This window comes from Citrobacter sp. W9 (assembly GCF_026719375.1).
GTDB lineage: Bacteria > Pseudomonadota > Gammaproteobacteria > Enterobacterales > Enterobacteriaceae > Citrobacter > Citrobacter werkmanii.
Map to the genome: position 1 here is coordinate 75,020 of NZ_JAPPTE010000014.1, position 17,756 is coordinate 92,775.

At 54.0% G+C, this 17,756-nt stretch carries 19 protein-coding genes; 11 read left to right on the forward strand and 8 right to left on the reverse strand.

All coding sequences use genetic code 11. From position 1 onward, the window contains the following. Positions 1-2: 2 nt before the first annotated feature. The 3 genes from hycC to hycA form a co-directional block, all read right to left on the reverse strand. Positions 3-1,829, reverse strand: a complete 1,827-nt coding sequence (gene hycC, locus OOJ59_RS18760) for a formate hydrogenlyase subunit 3 (protein ID WP_069324563.1) — start codon at positions 1,827-1,829, stop codon at positions 3-5. Continuing rightward, on the reverse strand, positions 1,826-2,437 hold the full coding sequence (hycB, locus tag OOJ59_RS18765) for a formate hydrogenlyase subunit HycB (protein WP_038633091.1): 612 nt from the start codon (positions 2,435-2,437) through the stop codon (positions 1,826-1,828). The genes hycC and hycB overlap by 4 nt, the downstream gene beginning before the upstream one ends. A gap of 144 nt (positions 2,438-2,581) precedes the next feature. Beyond that, a complete protein-coding gene (gene hycA, locus OOJ59_RS18770; RefSeq protein WP_038633094.1) occupies positions 2,582-3,040 on the reverse strand; it encodes a formate hydrogenlyase regulator HycA in 459 nt (152 codons plus the stop codon). A gap of 198 nt (positions 3,041-3,238) precedes the next feature. Between hycA and hypA the strand changes: the two genes are divergently transcribed. From hypA to flhA, 6 genes are all read left to right on the forward strand, one after another. After that, positions 3,239-3,595, forward strand: coding sequence for a hydrogenase maturation nickel metallochaperone HypA (gene hypA, locus OOJ59_RS18775; RefSeq protein ID WP_042310587.1), 357 nt, complete (start codon positions 3,239-3,241; stop codon positions 3,593-3,595). A gap of 87 nt (positions 3,596-3,682) precedes the next feature. Continuing rightward, entirely contained in the window at positions 3,683-4,555 is an 873-nt protein-coding gene (gene hypB / locus OOJ59_RS18780) for a hydrogenase nickel incorporation protein HypB (protein ID WP_038633101.1), read from the forward strand. Beyond that, positions 4,546-4,818, forward strand: a complete 273-nt coding sequence (gene hypC, locus OOJ59_RS18785; RefSeq protein ID WP_038633103.1) for a hydrogenase 3 maturation protein HypC — start codon at positions 4,546-4,548, stop codon at positions 4,816-4,818. Before hypB ends, hypC begins: the two co-directional genes overlap by 10 nt. After that, positions 4,819-5,940: a hydrogenase formation protein HypD gene (gene hypD / locus OOJ59_RS18790; RefSeq protein WP_160955468.1), complete on the forward strand. Its 1,122-nt coding sequence runs from the start codon at positions 4,819-4,821 to the stop codon at positions 5,938-5,940. Beyond that, complete coding sequence (gene hypE, locus OOJ59_RS18795) at positions 5,937-6,947, forward strand: hydrogenase maturation carbamoyl dehydratase HypE (RefSeq protein ID WP_069324562.1); 1,011 nt, start codon at positions 5,937-5,939, stop codon at positions 6,945-6,947. The genes hypD and hypE overlap by 4 nt, the downstream gene beginning before the upstream one ends. 217 nt (positions 6,948-7,164) lie before the next feature. Further along, a complete protein-coding gene (flhA, locus tag OOJ59_RS18800) occupies positions 7,165-9,243 on the forward strand; it encodes a formate hydrogenlyase transcriptional activator FlhA (protein ID WP_038633112.1) in 2,079 nt (692 codons plus the stop codon). A gap of 102 nt (positions 9,244-9,345) precedes the next feature. On the opposite strand, the gene OOJ59_RS18805 is transcribed toward flhA, so the two are convergent. Beyond that, entirely contained in the window at positions 9,346-9,690 is a 345-nt protein-coding gene (locus tag OOJ59_RS18805) for a nitrous oxide-stimulated promoter family protein (RefSeq protein WP_137351652.1), read from the reverse strand. 186 nt (positions 9,691-9,876) lie between these two features. Between OOJ59_RS18805 and OOJ59_RS18810 the strand changes: the two genes are divergently transcribed. The 5 genes from OOJ59_RS18810 to OOJ59_RS18830 all read left to right on the forward strand — a co-directional run bounded on the left by OOJ59_RS18810 (position 9,877) and on the right by OOJ59_RS18830 (position 15,120). Beyond that, a complete protein-coding gene (locus OOJ59_RS18810; protein WP_137347516.1) occupies positions 9,877-10,794 on the forward strand; it encodes a metal ABC transporter substrate-binding protein in 918 nt (305 codons plus the stop codon). After that, complete coding sequence (gene sitB, locus OOJ59_RS18815; protein WP_069324560.1) at positions 10,791-11,606, forward strand: iron/manganese ABC transporter ATP-binding protein SitB; 816 nt, start codon at positions 10,791-10,793, stop codon at positions 11,604-11,606. The genes OOJ59_RS18810 and sitB overlap by 4 nt, the downstream gene beginning before the upstream one ends. Positions 11,607-11,608: 2 nt before the next feature. After that, complete coding sequence (sitC, locus tag OOJ59_RS18820; protein ID WP_121529475.1) at positions 11,609-12,466, forward strand: iron/manganese ABC transporter permease subunit SitC; 858 nt, start codon at positions 11,609-11,611, stop codon at positions 12,464-12,466. Next, positions 12,463-13,314 (forward strand): iron/manganese ABC transporter permease subunit SitD, encoded by an 852-nt coding sequence (sitD, locus tag OOJ59_RS18825; RefSeq protein ID WP_121529476.1) that lies wholly within the window; start codon positions 12,463-12,465, stop codon positions 13,312-13,314. Before sitC ends, sitD begins: the two co-directional genes overlap by 4 nt. 183 nt (positions 13,315-13,497) lie before the next feature. Beyond that, positions 13,498-15,120, forward strand: a complete 1,623-nt coding sequence (locus OOJ59_RS18830; protein WP_137347514.1) for a serine hydrolase — start codon at positions 13,498-13,500, stop codon at positions 15,118-15,120. A gap of 72 nt (positions 15,121-15,192) precedes the next feature. Here the strand turns inward: OOJ59_RS18830 and OOJ59_RS18835 are convergent, their stop codons facing one another. The 4 genes from OOJ59_RS18835 to OOJ59_RS18850 are packed head-to-tail and all read right to left on the reverse strand — an operon-like array spanning position 15,193 to position 17,748. Continuing rightward, positions 15,193-15,552 carry a hypothetical protein gene (locus OOJ59_RS18835; RefSeq protein WP_160955470.1) on the reverse strand — a complete coding sequence of 120 codons (360 nt, stop codon included), beginning with the start codon at positions 15,550-15,552 and terminating at the stop codon, positions 15,193-15,195. Then, positions 15,536-16,060 carry a chemotaxis protein CheW gene (locus tag OOJ59_RS18840; protein ID WP_085048853.1) on the reverse strand — a complete coding sequence of 175 codons (525 nt, stop codon included), beginning with the start codon at positions 16,058-16,060 and terminating at the stop codon, positions 15,536-15,538. The genes OOJ59_RS18835 and OOJ59_RS18840 overlap by 17 nt, the downstream gene beginning before the upstream one ends. A gap of 11 nt (positions 16,061-16,071) precedes the next feature. Beyond that, positions 16,072-16,929: a GGDEF domain-containing protein gene (locus OOJ59_RS18845; protein WP_268063448.1), complete on the reverse strand. Its 858-nt coding sequence runs from the start codon at positions 16,927-16,929 to the stop codon at positions 16,072-16,074. Between the two features lie 30 nt (positions 16,930-16,959). Continuing rightward, positions 16,960-17,748 (reverse strand): response regulator, encoded by a 789-nt coding sequence (locus tag OOJ59_RS18850; protein WP_268063449.1) that lies wholly within the window; start codon positions 17,746-17,748, stop codon positions 16,960-16,962. Positions 17,749-17,756: the final 8 nt, after the last annotated feature.

Consider the following 17,756-nt stretch of genomic DNA (forward strand, 5'->3'; position numbering starts at 1 on the left):
TTTCAGGCTCCTCGTGAAACCACAATCACCACCAGCACCGCCAGCTCAATCAACGCCAGGCGACGAAACAGTACCGGGGCGGCCGCATTCTGCCAGCCCGGAACCAGTGATACCGGGTTCAGCCATTTACGCAATTTGAGTACCGGGGCAAAGGCTTCTTTCACCGGCATGGCAAAACCGTGGGCGGTAATGACCATTGACTGCTCGTGATCGTAACCACACACCCATGCCGCACCGCGTGAACGCGACGGCAGACGGTTGCCTTTGAAAATTGCCATGATGATGAACGGCAGCAGCGGACACGCGATCAGCAGCAGCGTGATCATTGGCTGAGAAACGGTGGTGTTCGCGGTTTCCAGCGGCAGTGGAACGGCAGAGGAAATCATCGGCAGCAACCACGGCGCAGCAACGCCGCCAATTACGCAGCAGATAGCCAGCGCAACCACGCTCACGCCCATCAGGATTGGCGCGCAGCAGGCATTTTCAGCTTCCTTCGTGCGCGGCGCGCCAAGGAACGTAACGCCATACACTTTCGCCATACACATCACCGCCAGCGCGCCAGTAATCGCCAGTCCTACCGCCAGCAACGGCCCTAACAGACGACCGACAAACGCGCCGCTGTTGCCAAGCTTAAAGAAGGACTGATAGATGACCCACTCACCGGCAAAACCGTTCAGCGGCGGCAGTGCGGCCATCGCCATCAGGCCAACCAGCATCGCCAGAGAAATAACCGGCATACGTTTACCGATACCGCCCAACTTCTCGATATCACGATGACCGGTACGGAACCAGATGCTGCCAGCACCGAGGAACAGAACGCTTTTGAACAGGCTGTGGTTGACCAGATGGTACAGACCCCCGGTCAAACCCAACGCAATCAGCGCCGGTTGATTCAGTGAAATCCCGGTTACGCCAGCGCCCAGCCCCAGCAGAATAATGCCGATGTTTTCCAGCGTGTGGTACGCCAGCAAACGCTGGATGTTATGTTCCATTAGCGCATACAGACCGCCGACAAATGCGGTGATCATACCCAGCACCAACAGCGTAATGCCCCACCACAGCGGCGCGTTACCGCCCAGCAGCGACAGGGAGAGAATACCCAGCAGACCGACCTTCATGACCACGGTAGAAAACAGTGCCGCAGCCGGCGCGCTGGCGTTGGCGTGTGCCTGCGGCACCCAACCGTGCAGTGGGATAATCCCGGCCAGCAGGCCAAACCCCGCCACGCCCAGCAGCCAGATGTCAGACCCAAGCGGCAGCTCCTGGGTGCGCAGATCGAGCAGACGCAGTTCCAGCGTACCGTAGCGCTGCCACACCAGGTAGCAGGCAATCGCCAACAGCAGCGTGCCGATGCGCCCCAGCGCAAACCACAGCTTGCCTTCTTTACTGCAACCGGTCAGGAACACCGCGCACAGCGCCATGATTTCCGCCATCACCACCAGCGTACCGAGGTTGCTGGCAACCACCGCACATACCGCTGCGGCCATCAGCAGATTCACCAGCAGGCCGTTGGCTTTCACCTGTGGATGGCGATGCCAGTCAATGTTGTACAGGCTGACAAACAGACCGCACAGGCCCAGAGTAATCAGCCAGATAGCGTTCAACGGGGTAATTTGCAGGCTGTGACCAATAAACGGCATCACACCGCTTACCGCCAGCGCGTTGGTCAGCACCATAAAACCCGCGCCAGCCGTACACAAACTGCCAACCGCGCCGCCAACCCCTGCAATCCAGCCGCTCAGCGGTTTATGAAATGAAAACAGAAATGCCAGAACCGCAGCCGCTGTAAACCAGGCCACGCCGCTGTTAATCAGTGAAATTGCGCTCATTTTGCATCTCCACTTTGAGCCTGCTGAAACAAGGTGAGATCGCCGAAGTCGGTATTGAAAGTCAGCTCACGTTTACGTTTGCTGGCGCGGGCGATATCCATGTTGCTCACCAGATGCAGGGCTTTGGTCGGACACATGCGTACGCAGGCCGGACCTTGCTCGTCAAAACTACACAGATCGCATTTCACCGCGATGGCACGAATGCCCGGAACCCAGTCCAGCAGCGTGCTTACGCGAGCTGGAGCTGGCGGAGCCGGCGGCGCTTTTGATGTATTGGCGTTTGCCGGGATATGCAGCGGACGGCTACCGGAAAACTCAATAGCACCGAACGGACAGGCGATCCCGCACAGTTTGCAGCTTACGCACAGGCTTTCATTCAGCTGTACGGCGCCGTCAACGCGATTAATCGCATTAACCGGACAAACGGTAGCGCAAGGCGCATCTTCACACTGGTGGCAAAGCTGCGGCGCGGATTCTTTTTCATTTAACATCACTTTCAGGCGCGGCATTGACTGCAGGCCATGCTGGCGATGTGTCTCTGAGCAGGCGGCTTCACAGGTGTGGCAGCCAATACAAAGAGTGGAGTCAGCAATTACAAAACGATTCACCAGGCATTCCTCAGGTGATAGTCATTTTTGACGAAAACATGTCAGGCAAATGTCATTTCGACATTTTTCGACATGCCCATTCCCTAAACTGTCGTGACGCAGTAGTAACGCCGCGTCATGACAAACGTGGGCAGCACCCGAGGCTTACGCCGGGCTATGTCCCGCAACCAGCTGGCTTAAATTCACCGGCATATTGTTCTCAACCGCGGTGTACAGGCTGTCGTAGACACTGGCGATTTTTTCGAGATAGTGCTCCAGCACCTGCTCGCGATCGCGGTTGCTGATACGCTCATCAACTTTACCGTCGATGGTCAACTGTGCCTGTGCAATCAGTTGTTTATCATCACCCTCTTTCGTTTCGACGTAATACTCGATGGTGTGACTGTTGAAGCCATCCGCCAGCGTGACGTAGATAACGAAGTGTTCAAAAAGGACAAAGCACAGATCTTTGTCCGGCGCGCAGCTCATCGCATGATGCAAACGCGCTTTCGACAGGGTGATCCCCTGAACCAGCGAGTTGCAGTAAATACGCCACTGGTCCTGTAGGCGACGATGCCGTTCAGCGATGTAATCGGCTTTTTCGCTTATTTCCCAAATAGTCATGTCAGGTTACCCGTTTAGCAGAGATGAACAGCCTTAAGCACATTTCATGCCAAAATTAATTTCCTTTATTTTCAAATATATAAAAAATCAAAGACGGGTGACGACGTGTCATTTCGTCATTGTCGTCATTGTCACGGATGAAAAAATTCAACCTGGCATGTTTATTGCTTTTAATACGGCAACTTCATAGGAGGCGGTATGCACGAAATAACCCTCTGCCAAAGAGCACTGGAATTGATTGAACAACAGGCCACGCAACACGGTGCCAAGCGAGTAACTGGGGTCTGGCTCAAAATTGGCGCATTTTCTTGCGTAGAAACCAGCGCTCTCGCCTTTTGTTTTGATCTGGTATGCCGTGGGACCCTTGCAGAAGGTTGTAAACTCCACCTCGAAGAACAAGAAGCAGAATGTTGGTGCGAATCTTGTCAGCAATACGTCACGTTACTGACGCAACGCGTGCGTCGGTGTCCGCAATGCAACAGCGATACGCTGAGAATTGTGGCCGATGATGGTCTACAGATTCGACGAATTGAAATAGGCGACGCCGAAGACTAATTCCGGTGGCACCTGCCAGGCCGGAGAAGACGCTTGCGTCGCCATCCGGCAAAAAGCCTGTAACAAGAAAGAGATCAGGAGTGAGCGATGTGTACGACATGTGGTTGCGCTGAAGGCAACCTTTATATAGAGGGTGATGAGCATAATCCCCACTCGGCGTTTCGCAGCGCGCCATTTGCCCCGGCGGCTCGCCCGGCGCTGAATATTACCGGTGTGAAAACCTCTAATTTCGCACCGAGCCAGACCGCAGAAGGCGACCTGCACTACGGTCATGGCGAGGCGGGTACCCATGCGCCAGGCATGAGCCAGCGCCGTATGCTGGAAGTCGAAATTGACGTGCTGGACAAAAATAACCGCCTGGCCGAACGTAACCGCGCCCGTTTTGCCGCTCGTCAGCATCTGGTATTAAACCTCGTCTCAAGCCCGGGCTCAGGTAAAACGACGCTACTGACCGAAACGCTGATCAAGCTGAAAGACAGCGTTCCGTGCGCCGTGATTGAAGGCGACCAACAGACGGTCAACGATGCCGCCCGTATTCGCGCCACCGGCACCCCCGCCATCCAGGTCAACACGGGTAAAGGTTGCCACCTTGACGCGCAAATGATTGCTGACGCCGCGCCGCGTTTGCCGCTTGATGACAACGGCATTCTGTTTATTGAAAACGTCGGTAACCTGGTCTGCCCGGCCAGCTTCGACCTCGGCGAACGTCATAAAGTGGCGGTGCTGTCCGTCACCGAAGGCGAAGATAAGCCGCTGAAATATCCGCATATGTTTGCCGCCGCATCGCTGATGCTGCTCAATAAAGTGGATCTGCTGCCGTACCTCAATTTTGATGTTGAAAAGTGCATCGCCAGCGCCCGGGAAGTGAACCCGGACATTGAGATCATCCTGATTTCCGCCACCAGCGGCGAAGGGATGGACCAATGGCTCTCCTGGCTGGAGACGCAGCGATGTGCATAGGTGTTCCGGGTCAAATCCGCACCATTGATGGCAACCAGGCCAAAGTCGACGTTTGCGGTATTCAGCGCGACGTCGACCTGACGCTGGTCGGTAGCTGTGATGAAAATGGTCAGCCGCGTCTGGGTCAGTGGGTACTGGTCCACGTCGGCTTTGCGATGAGCATCATTAATGAAGCAGAAGCGCGCGACACGCTCGACGCGCTGCAAAATATGTTTGACGTTGAGCCGGATGTCGGCGCGTTGCTGTACGGCGAGGAAAAATAAATGCGTTTTGTTGACGAATACCGCGCACCAGAACAGGTGATGCAGTTGATAGAGCACCTGCGTGAACGTGCCGCTCTCCTCCCCTACACCGCCGAGCGACCGCTGCGCATCATGGAAGTTTGTGGTGGTCATACCCACGCTATTTTCAAATTCGGACTCGACCAACTGCTGCCCGACAACGTGGAGTTCATTCACGGTCCTGGCTGCCCGGTTTGCGTTCTGCCGATGGGCAGGATCGACAGCTGTGTTGAAATCGCCAGCCATCCGGAAGTGATTTTCTGCACCTTTGGCGACGCCATGCGCGTGCCGGGAAAACAAGGCTCACTACTACAGGCCAAAGCGCGCGGCGCGGATATCCGCATCGTCTATTCGCCGATGGATGCGCTGAAGCTGGCGCAGGAAAACCCAACGCGTAAGGTTGTGTTCTTTGGTCTGGGTTTTGAAACCACCATGCCAACCACCGCCATTACCCTGCAGCAGGCCAAACAACGCGATGTGCAGAACTTTTACTTTTTCTGTCAGCACATTACGCTTATCCCCACGCTGCGCAGCCTGCTGGAACAGCCGGACAACGGCATCGATGCCTTTTTAGCACCGGGGCACGTCAGCATGGTGATAGGCACCGACGCCTATAATTTCATTGCCTCAGATTTCCATCGCCCGTTAGTGGTCGCCGGCTTTGAGCCGCTCGACCTGCTGCAAGGCGTAGTGATGCTGATTGAACAGAAAATCGCCGCCCAAAGCCAGGTCGAAAACCAGTACCGCCGCGTGGTACCGGATGCCGGTAACGCCTTGGCGCAACAGGCCATCGCTGAGGTATTTTGCGTCAACGGCGACAGCGAATGGCGCGGTCTGGGCGTGATCGAATCGTCTGGCGTTCACCTGACGCCGGACTATCAACGTTTTGATGCCGAAGCGCATTTTCAGCCAGCGCCACAGCAGGTATATGACGATCCGCGCGCGCGTTGCGGAGAGGTGTTGACCGGCAGATGTAAACCGCATCAGTGCCCGTTATTTGGTAAAACCTGTAACCCGGAGACCGCCTTTGGCGCACTGATGGTCTCCTCAGAAGGCGCATGTGCCGCCTGGTATCAGTATCGTCAGCAGGAGTGTGAAGCATGAACAGCGTACAACTCGCCCACGGTAGCGGCGGTCAGGCTATGCAGCAGTTGATCAACAGTCTGTTTATGGAGGCTTTTGCTAATCCGTGGCTGGCGGAACAGGAAGATCAGGCGCGTCTGGAACTGGCGCAGTTGGTTGCAGAGGGCGATCGTCTGGCGTTCTCTACCGACAGCTATGTTATCGATCCGTTGTTCTTCCCCGGCGGTAATATCGGCAAGCTGGCTATCTGCGGTACGGCTAACGATGTCGCCGTCAGCGGCGCGATTCCGCGTTATCTCTCCTGCGGGTTTATCCTTGAAGAAGGTCTGCCGATGGAGACGCTGAAAACCGTCGTCACCAGCATGGCGGCAACCGCACGCGAAGCGGGCATCGCCATCGTGACCGGTGATACCAAAGTCGTGCAGCGTGGCGCCGCAGATAAGTTGTTCATCAACACCGCCGGTATGGGGGCGATCCCCGCCAACATTCACTGGGGCGCGCAAACTCTCGGCCCTGGCGATGTATTGCTGGTTAGCGGTACGCTCGGCGACCATGGTGCAACCATTCTTAATTTGCGCGAGCAATTGGGTCTTGATGGCGAACTGGTTAGCGACTGTGCGGTGCTCACGCCGCTTATCCAGACGATACGTGATATACCCGGCGTGAAGGCGCTGCGTGACGCCACCCGTGGCGGCGTGAATGCGGTGACGCATGAGTTTGCCGCATCATGTGGATTTGGTATTGAGCTGTCTGAAGCGGCCCTGCCCATGAAGCCTGCGGTGCGTGGCGTTTGCGAGCTGCTGGGCCTCGATGCGCTCAACTTTGCCAACGAAGGCAAACTGGTGATTGCCGTTGAGCGTCAAGCTGCTGAAAGCGTGCTTGCTGCGCTGCGCGCGCATCCGTTAGGACGCGACGCGGCAATGATTGGCGAAGTAGTTGAACGTAAAGGTGTACGTCTTGCCGGACTGTATGGCGTGAAACGAACCCTCGATTTACCACACGCTGAACCTTTACCTCGTATATGCTAGCAGCCAGTTGGCAGCATGCTGTAAGCCGGATAAGACGCATTGGCGTCGACATCCGGCATTAACGCTGCATTATCGCCTGATGGCTTTGCTTATCAGGCCTACGGATTGCGTGACCGGTGAGTTTGCGGTCAGCCATCCGGCAATAATTTACGACTTATACCTATAATTCATTTACCGTTTTCGCACCGTTTTGCGGTGCTTTCCCTGGAAAAGCAATATGTCGTATACACCGATGAGTGACCTCGGACAGCAAGGCCTGTTCGATATTACTCGTACATTATTACAGCAGCCCGATCTTCAGTCTCTCAGCGAGGCGCTTTCACAGCTGGCCAGGCATTCCGGACTGGCCGACTGCGCGGCTATTGTCTTATGGCAGGCACAAACGCAACGTGCGCGTTATTTTGCGACGCGCGAAAATAGTAAACCTATCGATTATGAAGACGAAACGGTGCTGGCGCATGGGCCGATACGCCGTATCCTGTCGCGCCCCGACGCGCTGCACTGCAACTATCATGAGTTCACGGAAACCTGGCCGCAGCTGGCATCCGGCGGATTGTATTCTGAATTTGGTCACTACTGTCTGCTGCCGCTGGCGGCGGATGGGCGCATCTTTGGCGGTTGCGAATTCATCCGCAACGAAGACCGACCATGGAGCGAAAAAGAGTACAATCGGCTGCAGACCTTCACCCAGATTGTCGGTGTCGTGGCTGAACAAATTCAGAGCAGAGTCAGCAATAACGTCGATTACGATCTGCTGTGCCGTGAGCGTGACAACTTTCGCATCCTGGTCGCCATCACCAATGCGGTGCTTTCCCGACTGGACATAGATGAACTGGTCAGCGAAGTCGCCAAAGAGATCCACCATTATTTCGACATCGATGCTATCAGTATCGTGTTACGCAGCAGTCGCAAAAATAAGCTGAGCATCTACTCCACCCACTATCTGGATGAGCATCATCCGGCGCACGAACAGAGCGAAGTGGACGAAGCAGGCACACTCTCTGAGCGGGTCTTCAAAAGCAAAGAGATGCTGCTGATTAACCTGAGCGAACGCGACGCCCTTGCTCCTTATGAACGGATGCTGTTCGAGACCTGGGGCAACCAATTACAGACGCTGTGCCTGCTGCCGTTGATGTCCGGCAATAACATGCTTGGCGTACTGAAGCTGGCGCAGTGCGAAGAGAAAGTCTTCACCACCGCCAATCTCAAACTGCTACGCCAGATTGCCGAGCGTGTGGCGATTGCCGTGGATAACGCCCTCGCCTACCAGGAAATTCACCGTCTGAAAGAACGTCTGGTCGATGAAAACCTGGCGCTGACAGAGCAGCTCAACAACGTTGACAGCGAGTTCGGCGAAATCATTGGCCGCAGCGAAGCGATGTACAGTGTGCTCAAACAGGTCGAGATGGTGGCGCAAAGTGACAGCACCGTATTGATTCTCGGCGAGACCGGGACAGGCAAAGAGCTGATCGCCAGAGCGATTCATAACCTGAGCGGCCGTAACGCCCGCCGGATGGTAAAAATGAACTGTGCGGCAATGCCTGCCGGATTGCTGGAAAGCGATCTGTTTGGTCATGAGCGCGGTGCGTTTACCGGAGCCAGCACGCAACGTATTGGGCGTTTCGAACTGGCGGACAAAAGCTCACTGTTCCTTGATGAAGTGGGCGACATGCCGCTTGAGCTTCAGCCGAAGCTATTGCGCGTTTTGCAGGAACAGGAGTTTGAGCGTCTGGGCAGCAATAAGCTGATCCAGACCGATGTCCGTTTGATCGCCGCCACCAACCGCGATCTGAAAAAGATGGTCGCCGATCGCGAGTTTCGCAACGATCTCTACTATCGGCTGAACGTCTTCCCGATCCATCTGCCGCCGCTGCGCGAACGCCCGGAAGATATTCCGCTATTGGTAAAAGCTTTCACCTTTAAAATTGCCCGCCGAATGGGGCGCAATATCGACAGTATTCCCGCCGAAGCGCTGCGTACGCTGAGCAGTATGGAATGGCCGGGTAACGTGCGTGAACTGGAAAATGTGGTAGAACGCGCGGTGCTGCTCACAAGGGGCAATGTACTGCAACTGTCTCTGCCGGATGTTGTCGCTTTGACGCCTTCCACGCCGCCAGTGGCGACCGAAGTCGCACAAGATGGCGAAGATGAATACCAGCTGATCATGCGCGTGCTGAAAGAGACTAACGGCGTGGTTGCCGGCCCCAAAGGCGCGGCGCAACGACTGGGACTGAAGCGCACGACGTTACTGTCACGCATGAAGCGCCTGGGTATTGATAAGGATGCGCTGGTTTAACGGTTCGCCCGATGGCGCTTTGCTTATCGGGTCTACCTACTGGTGCGTTTATATTTGTAGGCCGGATAAGGCGCAGCCGCCATCCGGCATAGAATTGCTACATTACTTCTTCCGCTGGTACTTCTCGGGCAATTCCGGAACGGGACGTTTGTCATCAATCAGATGACGTACGGTCAGGATCGGATGACGCCAGAACATTCTTGGCCCAGCCCAGCGCATAATCTGCTTCATCTCTTCACGTTTGGCGGGTTGATAACAGTGTACCGGGCACTGTTTGCAGGCCGGTTTTTCCTCACCAAATACGCACTTATCCAGACGCTTTTGCGCATAGGCAAACAACGCATCGTAATGCCCCGGCTCGTCTGAGGCCTGCGGACACTGGCGCTCGTACAGCGAGATCATTCTCTGGATCGTCATTTTTTCACGTGCAATACGTTTGCCGGACATGGTGCCTCCCAATTAAGTTGCATAAATAATACACCTTAACCATACACAGGACTATTACCTGAAGGTGATACATCCTTAGCACCCTACGCAAATAAGAATTATTTTCATTTGTTTATACCTTGTGCTATATAACATAGCAAATGCTATATTCGTTGATAAATTAACCACTTTGTTGTGAGGGATACTATGCCGCAGTTGCCCCATCTGAAGTCATTTCTCCTTGCTGGCGCGTTAACGGCGCTGACGTTGTCGCCTGCCTGGGCGCAAGAAAAGTTCAAAGTGATAACCACCTTTACGGTGATTGCGGATATGGCAAGTAACGTGGCAGGTGACGCCGCGGACGTCAGTTCCATCACCAAACCTGGGGCAGAAATTCATGAATATCAACCCACGCCGGGCGATATCAAGCGGGCGCAAGGCGCACAGCTTATCCTTTCGAACGGGCTCAACCTCGAGCTGTGGTTTGCCCGTTTCTACCAGCATTTATCCGGCGTGCCGGAGGTAATGGTCTCCAACGGTGTGCAGCCAATGGGTATCAGCGAAGGGCCGTACAACGGTAAACCGAATCCGCACGCCTGGATGTCGGCAGAGAACGCGCTTATCTACGTGGATAATATTCGCGATGCGCTGATGAAATACGATCCGCAGAATGCCGCGATCTACCAGAAAAATGCGCAGAGCTATAAAGCCAAAATCCAGCAGACCCTGGCGCCACTACATGCAGAACTGGCGAAGCTCCCTGCCGATAAACGCTGGCTGGTCACCAGTGAAGGCGCGTTTTCTTATCTGGCACGCGATAACGGCCTGAAAGAGTTGTATCTGTGGCCGATCAACGCCGATCAGCAGGGCACCCCCAAACAGGTACGCAAAGTGATCGATGCGATCAGAGTGCATCATATCCCAACGGTATTTAGCGAAAGCACTGTCTCCGACAAGCCTGCGCGTCAGGTCGCCCGTGAATCCGGTGCGCATTACGGCGGTGTGCTGTATGTCGATTCGCTCAGCGCTGCTGATGGCCCGGTACCGACCTATCTGGATTTACTGCGCGTCACAACACAAACCATTGTTAACGGCATCAACGAAGGTCTGGAGAGACAACCATGAGTCACTCTGCGATTACCGTAAATCAGGTTACGGTGACGTATCGCAACGGTCACACCGCATTGCGGGACGCCACTTTTCAGGTTCCGGGCGGTTCGATTGCCGCCCTGGTCGGCGTAAACGGTTCGGGAAAATCAACGCTTTTTAAAGCGCTGATGGGTTTTGTTCGCCTGGCGCAGGGGGAAATATCTATTCTGCAGCAGCCGGTTAATCAGGCGCTGAAACAGAATCTGATTGCCTATGTTCCTCAGTCGGAAGAGGTGGACTGGTCGTTTCCGGTACTGGTGGAAGATGTGGTAATGATGGGTCGCTTTGGCCACATGGGCTGGCTGCGTCGGCCAAAACAGATCGACCGCGCCTGTGTTGATGCGGCGCTGGCACGGGTCGATATGCTGGACTATCGCCATCGCCAGATAGGTGAACTGTCCGGCGGGCAGAAAAAACGCGTTTTTCTGGCGAGGGCTATTGCCCAGGATGGACAGGTGATTTTATTGGATGAACCCTTCACCGGCGTGGATGTGAAAACCGAGGCGCGCATCATCGACCTGCTACGCGAACTGCGCGATGAGGGGCGGACCATGCTGGTCTCTACCCATAATCTGGGGTCCGTTACCGAGTTTTGTGATTACACGGTAATGATTAAAGGTACGGTGCTGGCAAGTGGCCCGACCGAAACCACCTTTACGACTGAGAATCTTGAGCAGGCATTCAGCGGCGTTCTGCGCCATGTGGCGCTGAGCGGCGGTGAGCAACATGTGATTACCGATGATGAACGCCCGTTTATTTCACGACGCGCGGCCAACGAGGGGGAATAATCATGAACTGGCTGACAGAACCGTTTGGTTACCAGTACATGCTCAACGCGATGTGGGTCTCGGCGATGGTCGGCGGCCTGTGTGCGTTTCTCTCCTGCTATCTGATGCTCAAAGGCTGGTCGCTGATTGGCGACGCGCTGTCGCACTCTATCGTTCCGGGCGTTGCTGGCGCTTATATGTTAGGGCTTCCCTTCGCGCTTGGCGCTTTTCTTTCCGGTGGACTGGCAGCGGGCAGCATGCTGTTTCTCAATCAGCGCTCGCGCCTGAAGGAAGATGCGATTATCGGACTGATTTTTTCCTCTTTTTTCGGTATCGGGCTGTTTATGGTGTCGCTCAATCCGATGTCGGTCAACATCCAGACCATTATTCTGGGAAACGTGCTGGCGATTGCACCGGAAGATATTGTGCAACTGGCCATCATCGGCGTCATCTCGCTGACTATTCTGTTGTTGAAGTGGAAAGATCTGATGGTGGTTTTTTTTGATGAAAACCACGCGCGCTCCATCGGTCTGAATCCTGGCCGGTTAAAGCTGTTATTTTTTACGCTGCTCTCTGTTTCCACGGTTGCCGCTCTGCAAACCGTCGGCGCATTTCTGGTGATTTGTCTGGTGGTCACACCCGGCGCCACCGCCTGGCTGCTGACCGATCGTTTTCCTCGCCTGCTCACCATCGCCGTCGCTATCGGCAGCCTGACCAGCTTTTTCGGCGCCTGGCTGAGCTACTGGCTGGACGGCGCAACCGGCGGAATTATTGTGGTTCTACAAACGCTGCTGTTCCTGCTGGCGTTTGTCTTTGCGCCAAAACACGGTCTGCTGGCGAATCGCCGCCGCGCCCGCCGGGTGAACAAGGAGTCCGTATGATCTTCACAACACTGCTGGAACCCTTTCAGTTTAGCTTTATGGTCAATGCGCTGGTCATCTCCACCATTGTCGCCATCCCCTGTGCGCTGTTGTCGGTGTTTTTGGTGCTTAAAGGCTGGGCGCTGATGGGCGATGCCATGAGCCATGCGGTTTTTCCCGGCATTGTGCTGGCGTGGATAGCGGGTATCCCACTGGCGATTGGCGCGTTTATCGCCGGGCTGTTTTGTGCGGTGGCGACGGGCTATCTCGACGACAATAGCCGAATTAAGCGTGACACCCTGATGGGGATCGTCTTTTCCGGTATGTTTGGCGCGGGCCTGGTGCTGTACGTTTCGATCCAGTCGGAGGTCCATCTCGATCATATTCTGTTCGGCGATATGCTGGGCGTATCGTTTAGCGATATTGTGCAAACCTCGGTTATTACGCTGGGGATTGCGCTTATCATCGGGCTGAAGTGGAAAGATCTTCTACTGCACGCCTTCGATCCGCATCAGGCAAAGGCCAGCGGTCTTAACACGACGCTGCTGCATTATGGTCTGTTGTGTATGATTGCCCTGACGATCGTCGCCACGCTGAAATCGGTAGGCATTATTTTGTCGATTTCCTTACTAATTGCCCCGGGCGCCATCGCGATATTAATGACACGGAAATTTTTCCATGCCTTGTGGCTGGCAGTGGTTATCTCAGTCGTTACCTCGTTTATGGGCGTGTATCTGTCATTTTTCATCGACAGCGCACCGGCCCCCACCATCGTCGTACTATTTTCTCTGCTGTTTGTGATTACTTTTATTTATTCCGGTCTGCGCGATCGCCGTTTCGAACGGCGACGCCAACAATACGACCGCTAACGGCGTGGGCAGTGATATGTCCACTATCGTTATTAGAATACGTAATGACAATATTCCCAGCGCCCTGAACAAATGTCCCGCTCTGAAAGCATGCCATATTGAATAACGCTATTTATTAATCAAATAGCCGCAATCGCATTAGATAAAAATACAGCTAAATTTCAGCCAGCGGGGAGCTTTGCTATGAATGTTAAGTTAAAGGTTATTTCGGCATGTGTGTTACTTTCCATGTCAGTCTCAGCCACCCAGGCGCTAGCCGCATCTGATACCAACGGGACAACTTACTTAGTTAATCGTGGTAACCCACAGTTAAAAGCCAACGGCAAATATATCGACCAAATGATTGCCGAGGTAATGGCAAAAAATAATCTGCCGGGTTTATCCATGGCTATCGTTCAGGCCCCCTATATTCCGCGTTCTGCAGGATACGGCCTGGCAACGGCAACCAATGATGAACTCGCGTCCACCAAGACTATGTGGGGGATTGGGCCAATCACTCAGGCTTTTACCGCCGTTGCGGTGATGCAACTGGTAGAACAAGGTAAATTAAGCCTTAATACCCCGGTGAGCAATTATTTACCGGACCTGCCGCAAAGCTGGCATGACATTACGATTCTGGAGTTAATGCAACATTCATCCGGGATCCCGGACTTCAGATTATTCGGCTATAAGCAGACGCAAAAATATACGCCTGCGCAGCTGGTTGATCTCGTCAAAAATAAACCGCTCGAATTTAAAAGCGGTACGGATATCAACTCCAGCGCGACCGATTTTATTCTGTTAGGGATGGTTATTGAGAAGGTCAGTGGAATGAGTTACGCAGACTTTATCGACAAATACCAAATCGAGCCGTTAGGCCTGCAAAGCACCATGTTCGCGAAAGACATGCCAACGAAAGTGTTTCTCGATCGCCCCACGCCTGATAAGCAACACAATCAGCACGCAAAATTTAAATCTGAAATCCCCTGGATAAACCCCGTTGAGCCCGCGACAGGTTATGTCTCATCGGGTGACAAACTGGAGCCGGTAAGCGCAACCGCCACTGATAACCTGTACGCCTACGGCGGCCTGTGGTCATCTGCAGAAGATATCAGTAAGTGGGATATCGGTCTGGCAGGCAGTACGCTGGTTAAAGACAAAACGCTGCGTGACATCATCTATAGCCCGGCAAAACTGAAAAACGGTAAAGTTGTGCCTGCCATGGCTGGCTGGGAATTTACCCATCATCCTGGTTTCCTTGAAATCAAAGGCACCACGGGCGGATTTAGCGCCTATCTGAGCCGCTTTACCGCCGGTGATGAGCTGGTTTGCGTGACCCTATTGACCAACAAAGAAGGTGTGGACCTGACTCAGGTGGCGCGTGATATCGCTGAGGCCTATAAAACCGGTCTGGGCTCTGGATTAAATTCAGAGAAGATCAAAAATCAGGAGAGTAAATTTTCTGTCGATGAGACGATCTTCCGTCTAAAAGCCCTTCTGAAGAGTGAAGGAGTTCCGGTCTTCACTGAAATTGATCATGAGAAAAATGCTAAGGATGTAGGCATGAACCTCAGGCCCACCAAAGTCCTGGTATTTGGTAACCCGAAAGTCGGCACAAAACTCATGCAAGATAAACAGGGGATCGCGCTGGCTCTGCCACTACGTGTTTCGGTATGGCAGGATAAGATTGGACGGGTTTGGGTGGGCTATGAAAATCTGGATGATGTGGCAAAAACCTACGATCTTCATGATCAGCAGACCGTTGATAAAATTGACAACTTTATGACTAAGCTGGTCAGCCGGGCTGTAGATGTTTATACCCAGTAACTGGAGAAGACTTCCCGGTCATCACCTGTAGCGGTAGCGTGACGGCTCCCGCTACGCATGGGCGTTCACTATTCAGCGCCAGCTTAACAACGGACTGAACGCTTCGCTGCCCACCAGCGCACGCAGCGCTGGTAGATGGCAATTACGCGCCAGAAGGGGCGGTACGGCAAAAATCGTATCGCCAGGTAAGATGACATTCTCCAGTTGCCCCCACAGGTACCAGCCGGTCTCAACCCCGCTATCCGGGACAAACAAATGCAAATGCCTGCCCTGTTGCGGCTCATCGGTAATGCCCAGCCACTGGCTAAAACGCGGGATATCCGGCGCCCCCCCGGTCACCAGCGAACAGCGCCCAACCTGGTTTGCCGGAATATAAAAATTGAGCGTCCCGAGGGTAATACGCACCGCAGCCAGATTAATGAGAGTCGGCATAACCACTGGTCTCCTGATAACGCGCAAAAACCAGATTCAGATCGAGCAGCGTGAACCAGGTTTCCGCCACGTTAACCACACCCACAGCGATAGTCTGCAGCGCCGGAGGCAGCGAGTCTCCCGGCAAGTGGATCTGGCTTTCGGCGACTTCCAGCACATCAATCAGCTTATCTATCAGGATCCCGCTTTGCATTTTTTCGGCGCAACCAATCAGGATGGTACGTTTACCTGCCGGGTTAACGTCAGGTTTGTCGATCAGGCTGTCCAGCCTCATCACCGACTCCACGCGACCACGGTAGTTGATGACGCCTTCCAGCATCGGCGCACAGCAGGGAACCCAGGATATAGGACGCTCCGCGAGGATCTCTTTTATCTGCGCCCCGTAGAACGCAAAATTCTTACCCGCCAGCTGAAATAGCACCAGCGTGCGCTGCGGTTCATCTACGTTTTCACACTCCGGCTTTTCACCGTGATTTAGGGCGAGAATTTGCTCCAGCTGTTGGCTCATGTTTTCTCCTTTTACTCAGCAATGCAGAAGGTGTTACGGCCATTTTGCTTCGCGGCATACAGCGCCTGATCGGCGCGTTCGCGCAGCGTTTCAACACGATCGCCAAACTGCCACTGCGCGATACCCGCGCTGAAGGTACTGTGAAAACTGGCGTCATTGACGGCGAAGGTGACCTGTTCATAGTCCCTGCGCAATCGTTCGACCACCCGAGCCGCCTTTTCGCTACTGGTATTGGGCATAATGATGACAAACTCTTCGCCCCCGTAACGCCCAACAATATCGGTGCTGCGTAAGCGATGGGAAAACAGCTGCGAAATCCCAACAATCACCTGGTCGCCAACCGCATGCCCGTAGGTGTCGTTAATGCTTTTGAAATGATCCAGATCCACCATCACCATGCAGAACGGATTACTACTGTAATTCGACTCGGCAATCGCGCTTTTCAGAAAATGGGTCGTCGTCGAGTGGTTATATAACCCACTCAGACTGTCCTGCGACATACGCGCGCGCAGAGCGCGCATTCTTTCGGCACGGATAGACACGGCACGGATGAGCTCCTCAGGATCGGCTTGTTTGAGAATAAAATCCTCCGCGCCGATGCTCATTGCCCCAAGCTGCGCATGCTTGTTGGTCTCGCTGGAGAGATAGGCGATCGGCAGACCAATATGCTGTGGTATTTGACGAATAAGTTTCGTTAACTCCTCACCGCTAAATTCCGGCATATGGTAGTCCATCAGTACCAGATCGATGGGTTGCGCGTTCAGCACATGCAATAAATAGTGAGGTTTCTCCAGCACATGTACCTCCATGCCCGCCATGCGCAGCCTTTCAGCGTTGTATTCCGCCACCGCGGGCTCGTCATCTATCAACAGCACCTGATACGGTTTTTTCAGCGAAGGCTACGTCAGGCGGTGTAGTTCCTGTACCAAATCAGTGATAGAAGCCGGTTTCACGTAGTAGCCATCACAGCCGGATTTAATGGCGTTGATGCGGGCGTTAAAATCGCTGTGGCAGGAGAGAAATAGTACCGGGAAAGGTTTGCCCACTTTCTGCTTCAGATCCGCCATCGCCAACGGTCCACCGTAGGCGTTGTCCGGAAAGCTGACATCCATAATCACCACGGCTGGCGGTTGAGCCAGTACGGCTTGCGTAAAATCCTCAGTATTGGCAAATACATGACAGGTAAAGCCGAAACAGCGCAACTGGGTAGCAAGCAACTCAACCTGGTCGACGTCATCATCACACAGGTAGATAGGTTTACTGGCCCGCCGGACATATCCCTCTTCCGGACGCTGCGAGGAGACAGGAAAGGTGAACTCCGTGTCGCTAATACGATGCTCAAGATTGAGCTGCTCCTGGGTGAGGGTATACAGCCAGCGAATAATTCTCCGCAGCTCATCATAATGAAGTATGCTTTGCTCTGTTTCCGGTTCTGTTAGTAAACGCTCACCTTCTGCTGAGGCATTCGCCAGCGGGCTAAAACCAAAAGACCCCGCTGAACCGTGAATACTGTGCAGCAGAATGTGCAGTTGTTTACGACAGGTTTCGCTGGGTTCAGCGACTAATTGAACGAGCAGCCTTTCTGCCTGTGCCAGCATATCGGGGATGCGACGTAAAAATCCCTGACGCAGACGCGCTATTTTTTCCTGCGCTGCCGCCATCGCTATGTGCTTATTTTCTGGTTTCATCAAACGCC